An 18,362-nucleotide genomic window follows, 5' to 3' on the forward strand; every position below is an offset into this window, starting at 1 on the left:
TTGAGCAAAAGTGATTAATAGGTCTTTACCGCTAACGGATTTACACCGTCATTTAGACGGCAATATTCGACTGTCTACCATTTGGCAATTAGCGCAAGAGTTTTCTATTGAACTTCCGTACTCGTCCTACCAAGAGTTTTCGATTAACGCTTTCAACCACAGTAATGTCACTGACTTGTTAGCGTTTTTAAATAAAATGGAGTTAGGTGTTTCGGTATTAGCATCAGAGCAAGCTTGCTACCGTATAGCTTATGAAAATGTAGAAGATGCTAAATCGGCTGGTTTACATTACGTTGAACTTCGTTTTTCCCCCAGTTTTATGGCTAGACATCATAATCTTTCTATTGAAGCGGTTGTTGAAGCAGTAATTGCTGGGGCTAATGATGCAAGTAAAAACCTTAATATACCAATGCAACTAATAGGTATTTTAAGTCGAAGTTATGGCGTCGAACTGTGTAAATTAGAGCTCAAAGCCTTACTGCAATATAAGCAGCATTTGTGTGCTTTGGATTTAGCTGGAGATGAAAAAGGGTTTCCCGCTAAGGACTTTGCAGAGCACTTTAGTTCAGCACGAGATGCAGCTTGGCAAATAACTGTACATGCAGGAGAGGCTGATGGGCCTAATAGTATATGGCAGGCAATTAATTACTTAGGGGCCACAAGGATAGGGCACGGTGTTGCAGCCTCTCAAGATAACAAGTTGATGGACTATATGCTTAAAAATAGTATTGCACTAGAGTGTTGTTTAACGTCCAACTATCAAACTGGTGCATGTATTGATACGGCTAACCATCCGATAAGGACGTTTTTAGACTATGGACTCATCACCACCTTAAATACAGATGATCCTGGGGTGTCTGGTATCGAGATAGCAAATGAATACCATGTCGCTAAAAATATTGTTGGCTTGACAGATGCTCAGTTAAAACAAGTTCAAATTAATGGTTTAAAAGCTTCCTTTGCATCTAAATCGCTTAAGGAAAAATTATTACTGTCCCCTTAGGCTTTTATCACTGCTTAGTTATCTTTAAAGTATGTTTTAGCAAACTTAGTGGCTAGCTGACTATTAGTTCGGATTCTTCTTATGAACAAAGGTAATAATAGAAACTAATACTAGTTTTATGTTTTAACGCAAGTTTTTATGAAAATTTTGTACTTAGAAATTTACTCATTCCGCGGTTAAAGAAATACACTCCACAAAACACGACTTTAATTAGGTATTTTAGTTAATACCTAGATGTATTCCCTTACATGTTTTCATCAAACATATTGCTATATTCTACTTGAAATTCTTATTCATATTGGCGCTATCCCGCCTAAAACTAGGCCAACTAAGTTGATTAAAAATATTTGTTTAAGTCTACTGTTAGTGAGTAACACAAGCCTTGCAGTGGGACAAAAAATTCTAGAACAAAGTGTAGAGAATATAAATTTGGGGTTAATTATTGGGGCTTCTATATTAGGGCTCCTAATATTAATTCTACTTATCTCCAAATTTAGGTTCTCTCGCTTGCGTAAGGTTTTAGCTCGCCATAATGCAGAAATGGCTGCTAAACAAGCGCTACTGACAGACTTTAAAATAGGTATGTTACATATTAATAATTCTGGTGAAATTATTTTTGCTAATACAGTAGCGGCTTTCTTACTAGGTAGTAACCAACAAAAACTAATTAATAAATCTATATTTGGATTTTTCGAAGCTGAAGAGCAGCCCACAATAACGCAAGGGCTGTCTTCACCTAAATATAGCCATTACCAAACGTATATTGGAAACAGCAAACGTCACCTACAAGTAGGCTTTGTACAACATTTAGATGACATTAACGGTATTGCTAATGTTATTTCCCTTACGGATATCAGCAACTACCAAACACAGTTAGATATTCAAAAAGATCAACTTGGTTATTTTGAAAATGCGCTTAATAAAAATGGGCTAGGGCAGTTGAGTCTTGATTTAGAAGCAAAGATTTTCTCGGTCAATTCAATACTTGCAAACCAACTAGAACGGGAATGTGGTTTTGAAGGTGAGTTGAAAGATTTCACTGCAATGATTGATAAAAAAGACTTGTTTAATTGGGAACAGATTTTAGATAAAGCTAAAAATCAAGAATCTCTAGAGATTAATCTAGGCATATCAATTCTTGATACATCGTCAGTACCAAGCCAAGGCAGCGAGCCAATGGATAACAAACCAGCTAAGGTTCTACCTGTAAGATTAGTTGGTTTATGTCGTCAAAAAGATAAAGAGGGTAATAGCTGTCGTTTTGATTTTATCGCTTATGACCTATCTGAAATTGAAAAATCTAAAAGTCAGGTACAAGCCAGTCAACAAAAAATTAAAACGTTAATCCAAAATAATCCTAATCCAGTTTATGTTTTAGATGAAGAAAGTAAGTTTATTGACTGTAATCCTCCTTTCGAAAAGTTATTTGGTCTGAAATTAAAGTCAATAACCAACAAGGGGGTGGATAATATTTTGGGGTTGCCTGAACACATAGTTAAATTGCATAGTGATACAGGATCGGGCTTTGGTAGTCTTAATGTGGGCCACGAAAAAGAGTTTGAGTTGACCCTAGAAAACGGTGCCGTGCATACTTTGAAATTGAAGCTGAAATTTTATTCTGATGATCAAAATAATCGGGCTGGTGTGGTTTGTATGTTACAAGACCTTAGCGAGTTAAAGCTGGCTAAAGAGCAACTAGTTCAAGAGCGGAAGCACTTTACAACTATATTAGATTTAGCGCCAGCTGCTGTAGCAACAATTAATGCTGAGGATAGAATTATTCAAGCAAACATTGCCATGACTGATCGCTTGGGTTTAAGTGAAAGAGAGCTTAAAAAAGACACTTTCTATCAATTGTTTAACGATCCAAGTAACGCTGGTAATGCAGCGAAACAAATTCAGAAAACCGGCCGTTTAAGGGCATTTCAGGCAAAGCTTAAGGGAAATAAAGGTGAGCTGCATCCTAGTGAGTTGCATGTAGATCTCTTAAATAAAGAGCGCCAAGAATACTTGTGTTGGATTTCTGACAGAACCGGCGAGCAGTTCCATCAAGATAAGTTTGATGGTTTACTGCAACATAGCAGTATGCCAATGGCAATTTTAGGGGAGCGAGGTTTTACCAAGCTTAACCCTGCAGCTTGTGACTTTTTCGATGTGCAAGATGAACATGATTTAATAGGTAGTTCACCTTTTGCTGATGATTTAAATATTGATCAAGAAGCGAGTCAAGAGTTAGAGCGTCACATCACCAAAGTTAAACTAGATGGTCAAGCTAAGTCTATGCCTTGGCAGCATCAAGTTAATCAAGCACTTTTACCTTGCCACGTTACTTATGTACCTATGTACAAGGGGAAAGATTTCGATTCTATCTTGTGTATATGGGCAGATTTTCGTGAAATTCAGCAAGCAGATCAAGCCAGAATAGAAGCGATAAGCCAGCATCAAGCTGCAGCACAGCAAGCGGCAGAAAAACAAAAACTGTTTGAGTCAAGTCAAAAACAACTAGAGACTAAAACTCGTAGCTTGGTGGATACAGAAAGTAAGCTACAAGTTGCTCAAGAGCACTTATCAGAAAAACAAAGTGAATACAGCGATTTACAGCAGGCTCATGAGAGTATCACCAATCACTTACAGGAATTGCAAAAAGATTATAGCTTCAGCCGTGAAGAATTAAACCGCGTTCAAATTGCCAATTCTGAATTGACTAATCAATTAAAAGAGTCCACTGAGCAAGTAAATGGCTTACAAGAGCAAAGGAATCAAATTTCAGATGCGTTGCAAAATAGCGAGCGTAAGTTTAAAACGGCACAAGAAGAGCTACTGGTAAGTGAAAGAAATAGTGAAGAACTACAACAACAGCAATTAATCCAACAAGCAAGAATGAAAGATTTTGCGTCTGAAATAGAAGAGTTACAACAATCTATTGGTGCAAAAGACAAGCAAATTACCGAAGTTGGTAGTCAGATTACGTCATTACAATCAGAGTTAAATCGCTCTGGAGATGCCAGTGATAAACTACGTAAACAATTGATGAACCAGCGAAAAGCCAGTGAAGAGGCTCAAAAACAAAGACGAAGTATAGAGCAAACCTATAAAATGGCGCAGTCTGAATTAAGTAATAAAGTCCGCCATGTTGAGCATTTACAAAACGAAATGCAAAAGTTTGAAGAAATGTCCAACCAGCAAAAAGGAGACATGGAAAAACAACAAAGCCAATTAACTCAAGAGTTAGCGCTAAAACAACAACAGTTACAGCAAACCCAAGAAAAGTTAGATGACACTAAGCGCGCTGCAGCCAAAGAAAAGCAGGCAAGAGAACAGCAACAAAAACGCTTTGATCAGTTGAAACATGAGCTAAGTGAAATGGAAAGTCGTAGTCAGTCGCAACAAGAAGAGATGGCCAAGATTGAGCAGCAATGGGTCAGTAAACAACATAAGGTTCAGCAAGAGTTAGAAGCTAAGCAAGCTCAGCTGCAAGAAACTGAGCAATACTTACATCAAGCGAAGCAACAAAGTGAAGCTGAAAAAGCACAAAGAAAACAACAGCAAACTGTGTTTGAAACCTTAAAAGTAGAGCTGGCAGAGATGGAGCAGCAAAAGCTAAAACAACAACAGGAAAGTGCTTTAAGAGATCAAAAGTGGCAACAGCAACAACAAAATATGCGTCAAGAGTTGTTAGCAAAACAACAATTACTGCTAGAAACAGAGCAGAATTTGAAAAAAGCTAAAAAACAAACCAAAGAAGAGAAGAGAGAGCAACAAGCCTTATTTGATAAGTTACAGGCCGAATTAGTTGAGATGGAGTCTCGCAATGCCGGTCAGCAGCAACAAATGGCTAAAAGTGATGCAGAATGGCAGTTGCAGCAAGAAAATATTCAAAGAGAGCTGAAAGCTAAGCAGCAACAGTTACAACAAACGGAAAAGCAATTACAACTAACCAAACAACAAACAGAGGCTGAAAAGGCTCAGAAAGAGCAACAACAAGCGCTATTTGAAAAGCTACAAGCTGAGTTGTCAGAGGTAGAAAAGCGCAGCCGCCAGCAACAGCAGGCTATTGCCCAAAGTGATCAAGATTGGCAATTACAACAACAAGCGTTGAAAGACGAAGTAGAAGCTAAACGTCAGCAACTGCAGAGCACCCAAGTTAATTTAGACGATATTAAGCGTCAAGCAGATGCAGAAAAGCTCGCTCGTATTCAACAGCAACAGAAGTTAGAGCAATTAACGGTTGAACTAACTGATGTAGAGAGTCGCGCTGTTAAACAACGGGAAATGATCCAAGGTAGTGATGAACAATGGCGTAAGCATCATGCAGAGATTGAGCAGCAAAAGAAACAATTACAACAAGCCTTGGTTGACGCTGAAAAGCAAAACAATCAATTGAAGCAAAAATTACATACTAACTTAGAGCAATTGCAAGACGCTGAGTCACAAGTAAATGAGACACAAAGTGCGGAGCAAAGTTTACAACTTGAACTTAATACGGCTAAACAACAAGCAGATTTTTTACAGACCCGTTTGGCACTGCAAGAGCAACAAGAGAAAAAGCTCCAAGAGCAATTAAATCAACAGCAACAATCGTTGCAAGGGAGTGAGCAAAATATTCAATCCCTTGAAGAGAAACAAGCTCAGCTGACTAAAGAGTTAGAAGCGGTACAAAAAGAATATTCACAAAGTAAACAGAGCTTAAATGCTCAGCATAATGATCATGAAGCCTTAACAGGACAATTACAGAAACTTGAAAGGGAGTTAAGTAGTAGTAAAGCTCAGCTAGATGATAAGGAACAAGCATTACAAGAAGCCCAGCAACAGTTACAGACCAATCAGGCTAAATTAGCTGAGCAGGAAGATGCATTGTTAACGGCTCACAAGGAAGAGTTACAACAAGCAGCTGAACAACAACCAAACATTGAGAATGAAAAGCATACTGCTATCGCAAACATTGAAATGCCAAGTAACCCAAATGTATGGTTTGATTTATTACCTTACTTGCAAAAATATCAAAGTGACAAGGCATTACCGGTGGCTTTAAAAGAGTTAATGGATGAATTACAACAGGGAATCGAAGATACAGATAATGCTGTAGAAGAGGATGATGTTACGAAGATACTAAGAGGAGCTCGTAAGCTCAGTGTAGTTGCCAATAAGGTCAATTCTGATGCGTTAACTGATGTTGTGAATAGACTTGAAGCAGATTGTCGGCAAGGTTTGGTGGATAACATTGCTATATCTTGGCCAACAGTACAAAGGTCTCTTAATAATACATTGAGGGTGATTTACTCTCATTTGAACTCGTAATTAGGATATTTTTATTTGTATTTTAATCCGTAACCACACTTAAAAAGAGACGGTTCATTGCCTGTTTTAGGCCAATCGAAAGCCAATTTGCCTTTAAAGTTTTTATCTCCAAATAAAACGTCAGCTACTCCTTGCCCTTCTGAGCCGGGTAACCAAGCGGCGACAAAAGCAGATGACAGGGCCATCTCCTTTTCTACAATAAGCGGTCGCCCTGATACAAGTACTGTTATGACTGGTACGCCTCTATCAGTGATATTTTTGATAGTTAGTATATCTTCGGGATGAAATTCGCTTAACTCTAGGGAATGGCCATAGGCTTCAAGCACTTTTACCTGACCATTGATATTAGTGCCGGATTCAATGACCTTTTTGTCATCTTTACGAATATCTCCTAAGCCTTCAGAGTAGGGGGTTTCACCAATGACTACTATTGCAAACTCGTGCTGTTTAGGATCTGCATCTTTACCTTGGTTTTGACTGAGGCTAGCATGTTCAGCCAATGAAGTAATCCCGTTCCATATTGACGTTCCACCTTGGATACTTTCGTTACCTGAGACTCCTTGCCAATTTATAGTAAACCCACCGCATTGATGGCCTAAGTTATTAGCATTTTTACCTGCCACTAAAAACTTAGCTTGTTTATCTAATGGCAAAATATTCTTTTCATGTTTTAGTAGCACCAGAGACTTTTGCACAGCCTCACGAGCAACTTCTCTATGTTCAAAGGAACCAAATGAAGCATGGTTAGACCACTTCCTGTTTGCAGGGCTTGGTTTATCAAATAACCCAAAAGCAGTTTTAACTGTTAAAATACGCCTAACTGCTTCATTTATTCGCGCTATGGGTACAGTTCCAAGTTGCACATGGCTGAGGAGGTTGTCGATAAACATAGACCAATTTCGAGGAACCATGAACATATCGATCCCTGCATTTACCCCCATTGCTACTGCTAGGTAAAAATCATCTGCTAGATAATCAATGCCTTGCATATCCGAGATAACAATTCCTTCAAATCCTAACTTTTCTTTTAATATGTCTGTTAATAAAAACTTGTGCCCATGGCACTTATCTCCATTCCAGCTGCTGAAAGACACCATAATACTCAAGACTCCCGTATCAATCGCTTTTACGAAAGGAGGGATATGAGTCTTGTGCAATTCTTCCCAAGATAATATTGTATCGCCATGATCAATCCCGTAAGTGGCTCCACCATCACCCACCCAGTGTTTAGCACATGCCATGATATGATCTTCTGATAAGTCTCCCTGTAAACCTTTAACTATTTCGGCTGCAAATTTGCCTACGGGTTTAGGTTTAGATGCATAGCTTTCATAGGTACGACCCCAGTGAGTATCGTGGGCAATGGCTAGGTTCGGCGCAAAACTCCAATCAACACCGGTTGCTAGCACTTCTTTGGCTGTGGTTATCGCGATTTTTTGCAATAGCTTAATATCATTGGCCGCGCCTAATCCAATATTGTGGGGAAAAACGGTTGCGCCAGTCACATTGTTATTACCATGTACCGCGTCTAAACCATATAAAGTAGGGATCCCTAAATGATTCTCATCAGCCTGACTTGATGCTTGCCAGTAGGCCTCATTCATTGCAACCCAACCCTCTGGGTGGTTGTTATCAGGTCTAGAGCCTGCACTACTTAATATTGAGCCTATATGGTATTGCTTAGCTTGCTCGGGTGTACATGACATACGTTCGGCTTGCGTCATTTGACCTATTTTTTGCTCTAGGGTCATTTTACTAAGCAAATTATCCACTTTCTGTTGTACTACTTTATTTGCGAGTAAAGGTTGATTGGATAATTTCATCTAATATCTCGAACGAAGAGTGAAGAAATATGGCATGTTATTTAACGTAAATTTTCGATTATTGACAGTGGCATGATAAGTACGCCCTAATAATTTTACTGTTTTTAAGTTGCATAATATTGGTTTCGAAGTGTCACTTTGAAGCATTACAGATTTTAGACTCGGTTTTCTTTACACTGATAGGTTCATAAATAAATTTAATCTTGATACTTTTTATTAACATTATAACCATATTTTACTTTGATATTTACACAATATAAATAAGTTAAAATGAACCCGAGATAGGGTCAGTCGGACCATTTTTATGAAAACGTTTTCTTAAATGTTAATATTAAACTTGAAATTGTTAATGTTTAATAATGAGGACCTATGCTTTTTAAGAGAAATATAACTCAGTAAAACGAGGCTAGAAAAGTAGACGTTCAAGTCTAGTTTCCAACAACATTTTTGGGTAGTTGACTTCAAATTTATACTGTAGTTATTTTAAAAAATTTAAATCTTTTTGGTCGTGATATCGGTCCTTCTTGGCTTGTTTTTATTGCGTAATTTATTTGATTATTTAGCCTTCACGCTTTTTATATCATGCAAGTATAGATTACATTGCTGAAATTAGAATTTAAGCTCATTCCTTCCTTAGTTAATTTTATATTTTCAATTTGAGGGAGATACCCAAGTTACCCCTAATTTATATGAAGAGAGCATGGCGATGGCAGTGTTTGCGCAACAAGACCCAATGACAAGCGGTGAGTTCATCAATATGGCAGGAGAGCGTTATTACGCTATTCACCATGTTGATGAAATGAATCCATTTTTTATCAGTTTAGTGTCAGATAGCGATCATTGGTTGTTTGTATCATCGACAGGCGGCTTAACTGCTGGGCGTGTATCTCCTGAGACTGCGTTGTTTCCTTATGTACCAGTGGATCGCATTCATGATAGTGCATTACATACTGGCCCTAAGACAATGTTTAACATAGTTAAGTCTTCAGAGTTTTGTCAGTGGCAGCCGTTCAACAAAGATTTTAATCGGCAATATAAAACCGTCCAAAATCTATATAAAAACACCCTAGGTGACAAACTTTGTTTTGAAGAAATTAATCAAGATCTACAATTAGCATTTCGTTATACCTGGAAAACAACGGAGGAATATGGATTTAGCCGAGATTGTGAAATTGTTAATTTAAGTGATGAGCCTGTATCTATTGATTTGCTTGATGGTTTACAAAATATTTTACCTGCAGGTACTCCACGTTTAACCCAAACTGTTTCAAGTAATTTGGTGGACGCTTATAAGTGGACTGAATTAGATCTTAACTCTGGTTTGGCTATGTTTACTGTCTACTCGGGTATTACAGATAGAGCTGCGCCTAGTGAATCTTTGAAAGCCAATACAGTGTTTTCAATTGGCTTTAAATCTCCAAAAATTTTGTTGAGTAGCGATCAGTTAGAAAACTTTGCTAAAGGTAAGCCGTTGTCAACAGAGCATCATAAAAGAGGTGTTCGTGGCGCATATTTTGTAAATTCTGAGTTAACTCTACAACCAAAGTGTAGGCAAACCTGGCAGTTAGTAGCCAATGTTGAGCAGAGCCAAAGCCAAATTATCAACCTTATGGCTGACTTGAGGGACAAAGGTGATTTATCTCATTCGATAGCTAAGTCAATATCAGCTGGGTCTAATCAGTTATTGAAAATAGTTGCGGCAACAGATGGACTACAACTTTCAAATGAAGAAAATGTGAGTGTTCATCATTACGCCAATACTCTATTCAATAATTTACGAGGTGGTGTATTTGAGAATAAACACTCAATATCGACAGAGGATTTTATTACAACTTTAAAGCTCTTCAATCAAGGGCTTTATGAAAAGCATGTTGTAGATTTGCAACGACTACCTAACACTATTGAGCTTAGTCAGTTTAATCGCGCTATTACGAAGCAAGGTGACCCACAATTACAACGCTTAGCAAATGAATATTTGCCTATTAGCTTTGGGCGAAGGCACGGAGACCCAAGCCGGCCTTGGAATCAGTTTGAAATCAAACTTAAAGGCGATGACGGGCATCCTTTATTGTCCTATCAAGGTAATTGGCGAGATGTTTTTCAAAACTGGGAAGCTTTAACTTTTAGCTACCCTGAATTTATCGAAAATGTAATTTCTAAGTTTGTAAACGCTTCAACCGTTGATGGTTATAACCCATATAGAATCACTAAGCAGGGAATCGATTGGGAAATTGAAGAGCCTGACGATCCGTGGAGCTTTATTGGTTATTGGGGGGACCATCAAATTATCTATCTTCAGAAAATGCTTGAGTTGTCCCATAAGTATCACCCAGAACGTTTAAATCAAAGATTACGCCAAGACGTATTCAGTTACGCCAATGTCCCTTACCGTATAAAAGCATTTGAAACTATTTTAAATGATGCTAAAAATACGGTTGTCTTTGATGAGTACGCGGCGCAAGTAATTGATAAGAGAGTCCAAGAAATAGGCTCAGATGGTAAATTGATTCTGGATGAAAATGGCGAGGTGTATCAAGTTAATTTACTTGAAAAACTACTCGTGCCTTTGTTGTGTAAACTTGGAAATTTAGTGGTTGATGGTGGCATTTGGTTAAACACTCAAAGACCTGAGTGGAATGATGCTAACAACGCCATTGTAGGCCAAGGGCTGTCTGTGGTGACGTTGAACTATCTACGTCGTTATGTATGCTTTTTTCAAGACTTAATTGAAAAAGAGCAAAGGGGTGTCAACGTCTCCTATGAAGTCGTCTTATGGTTACATGAATCTCTTAAAATACTGTCAAGTCTATCTCCAAAATTGAATGGTGTTACGATATCAAGCAGTTTACGCTTTAAAGTTTTAGAAGGGTTGGGTAAAGCTTCATCTCGTTATCGCCATGCCGTTTACCAAAATCAAAGGTTTAGCCATAAAATAGAATGCAACATAGAAAAGGTGAAAGCATTTTTGAGTTGTTCTTTAGTGGTTATTGAACACAGTATCAAAACCAGTCAAAGTAATGATGGACTATATCATTCTTACAATTTGCTGGAGTTATCAACAGGTACTGCCAAAGTAAGAAATCTTTATCCAATGCTAGAAGGGCAGGTTGCGGCACTGAGCTCAGGAGCAATGTCGACCGAACAAGTCATAGATGTCATTAATCAATTGTTTGAGAGCGATATTTATCGCCCAGACCAGAAAACATTCATGTTGTATCCCGATCGTATTCAAACCCCGTTTTTACAGAAAAACGTAATATCAGAATCCTTAATTACGGGCTCGACTGTACTCGGCGAGATGCTGAATTTGAAAGATGAACATATTGTTTTGAAAGATGCTAATGGCTGTTATCGTTTTAATCCGAGCCTTAAAAATAGCAGTGACCTTTTAATTCAATTGGATAAAGTTAAGCAAGCCTATGACAAATTAGATGGCCAAGAGGTGAGTATAATTGAAAGTATTTATGAGGAAGTATTTAATCATAGTGCTTTCACTGGACGCTCTGGGGGGATGTTTGGCTTCGAAGGCTTAGGTTGCATCTATTGGCATATGGTATCTAAGCTACTTTTAGCGATTAAAGAAAATTACGACTTGAGCGTTACGAAAGGTGTTGATGCCGAAGCCCAAAAAACCTTGGCTGAACTTTATTATCGAGTGAGAGAGGGAATAGGATTTAATAAAACGCCTACTGAATACGGTGCATTTCCTTGTGACCCTTATTCACATACTCCTAAGCATGCGGGGGCGCAGCAACCGGGAATGACAGGGCAGGTTAAAGAGGAGATATTGACTCGTTTTGGGGAGTTAGGTGTTAAAGTTGTAGCAGGTAAAGTAAATTTTGATCCAAGAATGTTAAGGCAGAAAGAGTTCCTTCAGGAGTCCCAAAATTTCCGCTATCTTGATGTAAATGGAAATTGGCAACAGACATTGTTACCCGAAAATAGTCTGGCGTTTACTTGGTGCCAAGTGCCAATCATTTATGAACTATCGGCAGAAAATCCACAACTAACCCTTACTTTAAGTGATGGTCGCATCATTAGAGATGAAAAATTAAGTTTAGATTCTGAGTTTAGTCATGCTGTGTTTTCACATAATGGAATAATTAATCAAGTACACATTACTGTTAACTTAACACAGTTATGTAATGTAAATTAACTTCCTCCTAGCATCTATTAATTTTTGTCAGCACACTAGAAATCGTGTTGACAAACCCTAGCACCAATTTTTGATTCAAGCTAAAAATGAACACATCATTTATTGTCTTTTTGGTTTTAAACCGAGCGACTTTTAATCCTTATTCTGATTTAAATAGCAATTACGATTGCTTTTTATAAGCTATTGCCTATTTTTTAATGGTAATAAGTACCCTTGAGTTGCCATTGTTCATATGTATAAATAATAAAGTTTTCATTTTTTTGAATTAGCTGAGTATTCTCAAATTGTAGTTAGCTTCTAGAAAGGTTAGTTGGGGGCACTTTAGAAAATTAAATTAAAATTAAACAAATCTTGTTGTTCTGCCGATGAACGAAGGTGGAGGGTAAATTAATTACCGTGATTTTAGTGGTGCTTATTGTTTATTTAAACAGAAGATAATTCATGTTTAACCTAGACACGTTTAGTTTGAGCTTCAACGTTTTTGTGGGCCAAGCCCAATAGACATAGTAATCAGGGATACTTTAATCGATAACAGGAAATTGGATAGAAGATGTTTAACAATAAAAAGTCGCAAGTGGAAATTTCAAAGCTAAAAGAACGTCTGCACCTCAAAAGACAGGTTTTAGATAGTTTAAGTCAAGAAATGCTGCATATAGAGCTATCGGAACAGGGAGTTATTCAGAATGTTAATCCACTGTTTTTATCAGAAACTGAATTGCCAAAACAATATGTAATCAATGGTAAATTTACGGATTTAGTTCACACAAAGTCACGTACAACCCCACACTTTAATCAGTTAAAAAATGCGATTGAAAAAAAGTTACATTGGTCAGGTGCCGTGGAGTTGCAAAATGGCGATAATGTTATTTGGTTGCGAGTTATTTTGCAGCCAATTGTTGATATTAACGGAAAATGTAAGTCATTTGATGTCTTTGCAAATAATTTAACTAGAACCATAGACAAGTCGGTTCATCAAGACAATATGATGTCAGCCTTGCTTAGATCTATGGCGGTTATCGAGTTCAATCCGGATGGATTAGTTGAACATGCTAATGAACTATTTTTACAGGGCATGGGTTATAAATTTGAAGAAATTCAAAATAAGCATCACAGAATGTTTTGCACTGATGAAGAAACCAGTTCACCAGAATATGCTGATTTTTGGAGAAAATTGAATGAAGGACAATTCATAGCATCCCGTTTTAAACGAGTTGATAAACATAACAATATAGTGTGGTTAGAAGCATCCTATAACCCTATATTTGATAACTATGGAAAACTTTATAAAATTGTAAAATTTGCAACTGTGATTACTGATCAAGTGTTACTAGAGGAACGCACAAATAATGCGGCTATGATTGCTTTTGATATTTCTCAAACGACGGATGAAAATGCGAAGCAAGGTGCTGAATTAATGCAGCAAACAGCACAGGTTATGCAGCAATTAGATGGGCAAATGACATTTGCATCAGAAAATATCGATGCGCTAGAAGTTCAATCAAAAACTATCAGTACGATTATACAAGCCATCAGTAGTATCGCGGATCAAACTAATTTACTAGCATTAAACGCAGCGATAGAAGCAGCAAGAGCAGGTGAGCAAGGAAGAGGGTTTGCTGTGGTAGCAGATGAGGTAAGAGAGTTAGCGTCACGAACAAGTCGATCAACAAAAGAGATTGTAGATGTGGTTTCAAAGAACCAGGAGCTGACAAATAAAGCTGTATCTACCATTAATGACAGTAAAACTACAGCCAATGATGTGGCTGAGCGTTTGAGCCATACTAATAACGTTATCGAAGATATTCGTATTGGTGCTCAAAAAGTGGTTGAAGCAGTGTCGCAGTTCGTGACTAATTTAGATGAAAAAAAGTAGTGGATTCTTCTAAAACACTGTTGTTCATTTAACTTTTAGTGGGGACAAGGCTTAGTAACAGGCTTTAATATTGTTAATTTTGATAAGTATTAAGGTTTTATGTAGGTGGGTTGGGTTATGTTTCCACAGAAGAGCTCAGTGGTTTGGATCGATAAGAGGATGACCGTGATGAACATAAGGTCAATAAGACAACTGAGTGAGAGCATATTAATTACGTGATTTAAGCCTTAAAACAGCTACGCACCCAGTTATATCCGCTAAATATTTAGTCTTTAATTAAAATAGTTTCTAATTCTTCTAATGATTTACCTTTTGTCTCAGGCAAAAATTTAAGAATAATTGCAAGGCCAATTAACGCAAATCCTCCATAAAAAGCGAAAGTGAATGCAGCCCCTAGGTTAGCTAATTCCCAAGGAAATAGTAGCTGTACTAAAAAGCTTACCCCTGAGTTAATTAATCCCACAAAAGAAATAGCGATACCGCGAATTCGGTTAGGGAATAATTCTGAAAACAATACCCACATCACAGGCCCAAGTGAGACTGCAAAGCAGGCTACAAACCCTAAAATGCTTAATAATATAACAGCTCCATTCATTTGTATTGCGGCTGCCACTAAACTTGATTCATAAGACGCAGCTTGGGTTGAACCTAATAGCTCTAATAACGCCGCTTTAAAGGTTAAATCGCTTGTAAATGTTGTCCCTATAATAGTTTGTAGGCTGGTTATATCTATGCTTGATGCTAGTGGTGCCAAAGACTGTGTGGTTAATGTATAAGTGGCAGCATTAAACTGATATGCCAAAGTAAACATACACACAACTATACCTGATACACCTATTACTAATAGTAATTTACGGCCAATTTTATCAATGAGTGCTATGGCAATTAAGGTAAATACCACATTAGTTATGCCTACTAGTATTGCTTGTATAAATGAAGCGTCTGTCCCAATTCCGGTTTGTTCAAATATCATCGGAGCGTAGAAAAATACGGCATTGATACCGGTAATCTGCTGTAGTATTGCGATAGAAATACCTACAACCATCACTAATCGCATTGAAGGTTTTAACAGGTCTAAAATGGACCCTTTATTTGGGTTCTTATCAGTTGATAAGCTCAAAGTAATTTGCGCTAATTGTTCGTTAGCCTCTTGTTCTCCTTGAGCTTTTTTTAGAGTCACTAAAGCTTTATCATATTTGCCTTTCATTATTAGCCAACGAGGGCTTTCTGGAACAAAAGACAAACAAATGAAATAAAGTAGGGCAGGTATGGCTTCTATACCTAACATCCAGCGCCAATTTGATGAGTCTAACTGTAATGTCTCAATGAATTGGTTATCCCAATCTGTAGCTTTCAATATTAGAAAGTTTGTAAAGAAAGCAACGGAAATGCCTAAAACGATATTAAGTTGGTTCAAGGAAACCATTCGCCCACGGTATTTAGCAGGGCCTATTTCTGCAATATACATTGGGGCAATAATTAATGCCGCTCCAACGCCCAATCCTCCTAACATGCGAGCAATGACTAGCGTGAGAAAATTTGGAGCAAAGGCTGAAGCTATGGCCGATAGAAAAAATAAGGCAGCTGCACATTTTAATATGACTTTTCTACCGAATTTGTCGCTTAAAGGTCCAGCGGTCATCATTGCGAAAGTGGCGGTTAAAGATAATGAAGCAACGGCCCAACCTAATTCAATTTTTGATAAGTTAAACTCAGGTTCAATAAATTTTACAACTCCAGAGATTACAGAGGCGTCAAATCCCATTAAGAAGCCGCCCAAGGCGACAATCAGAGATACATAAAATACGTAAGCAATGGAAATTGGCTGTTTTTTATTCATTAATATTTCCCCGAAAAATTCAATATTTTAATTTGTTAAGGGCTTGTTAGGATAAGAATGTTGGCAACGCTAGACTATTTGTTAACAAATAGTTGTCAATTGCGTTTAAGCGGTCTGCATTATAGACAAGGTGGACCATTATACTGGCTACGTAAGTTTCGCGAGTGTAAACTGTTTTTTGTTATAAATGTTAGTGGTAAGTGAATTTTTGCTACTTTATTTGTTTGAAATTAGTAACGTGTTTTTAGTGTTACTCAGTAAGCCAAGGTGTGTTTTTAGTGTGCAATAAATTTTGTTTGCAGCAGTTTGCAATTATCTGTAGTGGTAAGGCTTTATGGTAACTATGGAACCATATAAGGCAAACCAAAAGAATAAAAGTTTGGTTATATATAAATTTTGGCTACTTCATGTTGGCTTTTGGGTTTTTGTAAGTGGTATTAGTTTTTTATCTTTAACCCTTTGGTATGGTCCATATAATTGGAGTCATTTATTGCATATGTTTTTGCAAGCTGTCTTTGGCGTAATGTTAACCATAGTTTTATACTTTGGCTTTATACGTATCTGGCATGCCAAGTTTAGTTGTCGCACTATTTTAGGGTTAAGTATGGTGATAGCTGTATCTTTTATTTGGACCTTTTTTAGAATAGAAGCGTTTATCTTGTTAACTGGTCAACAAACTGAATGGGGGGAGTTCGGGGGCTGGCATTTCGCAAGTATGTTTATATTTCTATGTTGGGCCGGATTGTTCCATGGCATTCGTTACAATGATTTGTTGCAAACCGAGCATAGCATTATGCTAAAGGCTGAAGCTGAAACAAGAGAAGAACAATTAAAAAGAATACGCGCACAGTCTATTGCCAGAGACGCACAAATAAAAATGTTGCGTTACCAGCTTAATCCTCATTTTTTATGTAATACCTTAAATGCAATTAACTCTCTTGTTGAAGTTGGGGAGCCTGAAAAGGCGCAAAAGATGACAGTTCAACTGAGTCGATTTTTACGCCATTCCTTAGACAATAACCCAGACACAAAAATAACGCTAAAAAATGAAATTGCAGCTATTAATTTGTATTTGGAGATCGAGAGGACTCGTTTTGGTGAACGGTTAGGGTTAGATTTTAAAATTGAAGATGATGCGCAAATTGCGCTGGTACCAAGTTTATTATTGCAACCCATTATTGAAAACTCTATGAAACATGCTATTTCACTAAATGAATTAGGAGGCATGATCTGCCTAGAGGCATGTGTCAGGGAAGGGCGTTTAATTTTAGAATTGAGTGACACCGGTAGTGGCAGTAAAATTGGTAAGAGTAAAATGGAAAGCTCAAAAGGTAGGGGGGTGGGCATACGTAATACCAATGAAAGGCTGAAAGCCTTGTATCAAGAAGATTTTTCCATCGATATTGATATTCTTGCCTCTGGTGGTTTGAAGACCACTATTAATATTCCTTGGGAATACGTATCAACGAATATTAGTTTTGTTAAAAGTGAAGGTATTTTGAGTGCCCGTGATGAGCTGCATATATGATTAAATTAAAGACGCTGATAGTTGATGATGAGCCATTGGCTTTAAAATTACTTCAAGCAAAAATAAGTAAAATTCCAGAAATTGAAATTGTAGGTCAATGCGGTAATGGGCGAGAAGCTATCGCAGCCATCATGGACTTGGCTCCAGATTTGGTTTTTTTAGACATTCAAATGCCTGGCCTTAATGGGTTTGATGTGGTTAAAAATTTACAAAGTGACGTTGCTCCACTTATAGTATTTACTACGGCTTATGAGCAATATGCATTAGATGCGTTTGATGTACATGCAGTGGATTATATTTTAAAGCCAATCGACGATGAAAGAATTACAAGAGCTATCGAACGGGCTAAGCAACGTGTAACAAGTACTCAATCGAACAGTAGTAAACCGAGTATTTTAGGGGCGATAGACGCTATTCACCATAATTATCAAAACGAAGCCTTAATGTCGACAGTCACGCCAGCCACTATTATTGAGCAAAAGGTTGAACCTAAAGTTGTTATTAAAGATCGCGATGAAATCACTATATTGAAACAATCTGAAGTAGAGTGGGTTGATGCCGCAGGTGATTATGTTTGCCTTCATGCTAAGGGGCAGACGCATATAAAACGTAGCACCTTAAAAGAATTATTAACTGAGTTAGACGAAACCTTATTTAAGCGCGTACATAGGTCAACTATTGTTAATTTAAACTTTATTAAAAAAGTTATTCCCCACACGAAAGGAGAGTTTTTTTTACAGTTGGGCGAGTATGAGAAAATAAAAGTTAGTCGCAATTATAAAGATGCGATAAAACATTTTTTAGCCGGAGAGTAACGAAAAGTCTCGGTTACCAAGACTTT

Annotated in this window: 8 protein-coding genes; 6 read left to right on the top strand and 2 right to left on the bottom strand. The window is 37.5% G+C overall.

Annotated elements, in window-relative coordinates; all coding sequences use genetic code 11:
* The first annotated feature begins 10 nt into the window (after nt 1–10).
* Complete coding sequence (gene add / locus EOK74_RS13015) at nt 11–1,003, top strand: adenosine deaminase (RefSeq protein ID WP_133470440.1); 993 nt, start codon at nt 11–13, stop codon at nt 1,001–1,003.
* 507 nt (nt 1,004–1,510) lie between these two features.
* Nucleotides 1,511–6,301 (top strand): PAS domain S-box protein, encoded by a 4,791-nt coding sequence (locus EOK74_RS13020; RefSeq protein ID WP_239024110.1) that lies wholly within the window; start codon nt 1,511–1,513, stop codon nt 6,299–6,301.
* 11 nt (nt 6,302–6,312) lie between these two features.
* On the opposite strand, the gene EOK74_RS13025 is transcribed toward EOK74_RS13020, so the two are convergent.
* Nucleotides 6,313–8,124, bottom strand: a complete 1,812-nt coding sequence (locus EOK74_RS13025; RefSeq protein ID WP_133470442.1) for a glycoside hydrolase family 3 protein — start codon at nt 8,122–8,124, stop codon at nt 6,313–6,315.
* A 700-nt stretch (nt 8,125–8,824) separates the two neighbouring features.
* On the opposite strand from EOK74_RS13025, the gene EOK74_RS13030 reads away from it, so the two are divergent.
* Both EOK74_RS13030 and EOK74_RS21205 read left to right on the top strand, forming a co-directional pair.
* Complete coding sequence (locus EOK74_RS13030; protein ID WP_239024111.1) at nt 8,825–12,280, top strand: hypothetical protein; 3,456 nt, start codon at nt 8,825–8,827, stop codon at nt 12,278–12,280.
* Nucleotides 12,281–12,830: 550 nt separating this feature from the next.
* Entirely contained in the window at nt 12,831–14,153 is a 1,323-nt protein-coding gene (locus EOK74_RS21205) for a methyl-accepting chemotaxis protein (protein ID WP_133470443.1), read from the top strand.
* Nucleotides 14,154–14,418: 265 nt separating this feature from the next.
* Here EOK74_RS21205 and EOK74_RS13040 read toward each other — a convergent pair whose 3' ends face one another.
* Complete coding sequence (locus EOK74_RS13040) at nt 14,419–15,993, bottom strand: sugar porter family MFS transporter (protein ID WP_133470444.1); 1,575 nt, start codon at nt 15,991–15,993, stop codon at nt 14,419–14,421.
* A gap of 343 nt (nt 15,994–16,336) precedes the next feature.
* On the opposite strand from EOK74_RS13040, the gene EOK74_RS13045 reads away from it, so the two are divergent.
* Both EOK74_RS13045 and EOK74_RS13050 read left to right on the top strand, forming a co-directional pair.
* Complete coding sequence (locus EOK74_RS13045; protein ID WP_133470445.1) at nt 16,337–17,521, top strand: sensor histidine kinase; 1,185 nt, start codon at nt 16,337–16,339, stop codon at nt 17,519–17,521.
* Complete coding sequence (locus EOK74_RS13050) at nt 17,518–18,336, top strand: LytR/AlgR family response regulator transcription factor (RefSeq protein WP_133470446.1); 819 nt, start codon at nt 17,518–17,520, stop codon at nt 18,334–18,336. The genes EOK74_RS13045 and EOK74_RS13050 overlap by 4 nt, the downstream gene beginning before the upstream one ends.
* The last annotated feature ends 26 nt before the right edge of the window (nt 18,337–18,362 follow it).

It is taken from the genome of Paraglaciecola marina (assembly GCF_004360155.1).
Taxonomy (GTDB): Bacteria; Pseudomonadota; Gammaproteobacteria; order Enterobacterales; family Alteromonadaceae; genus Paraglaciecola; species Paraglaciecola marina.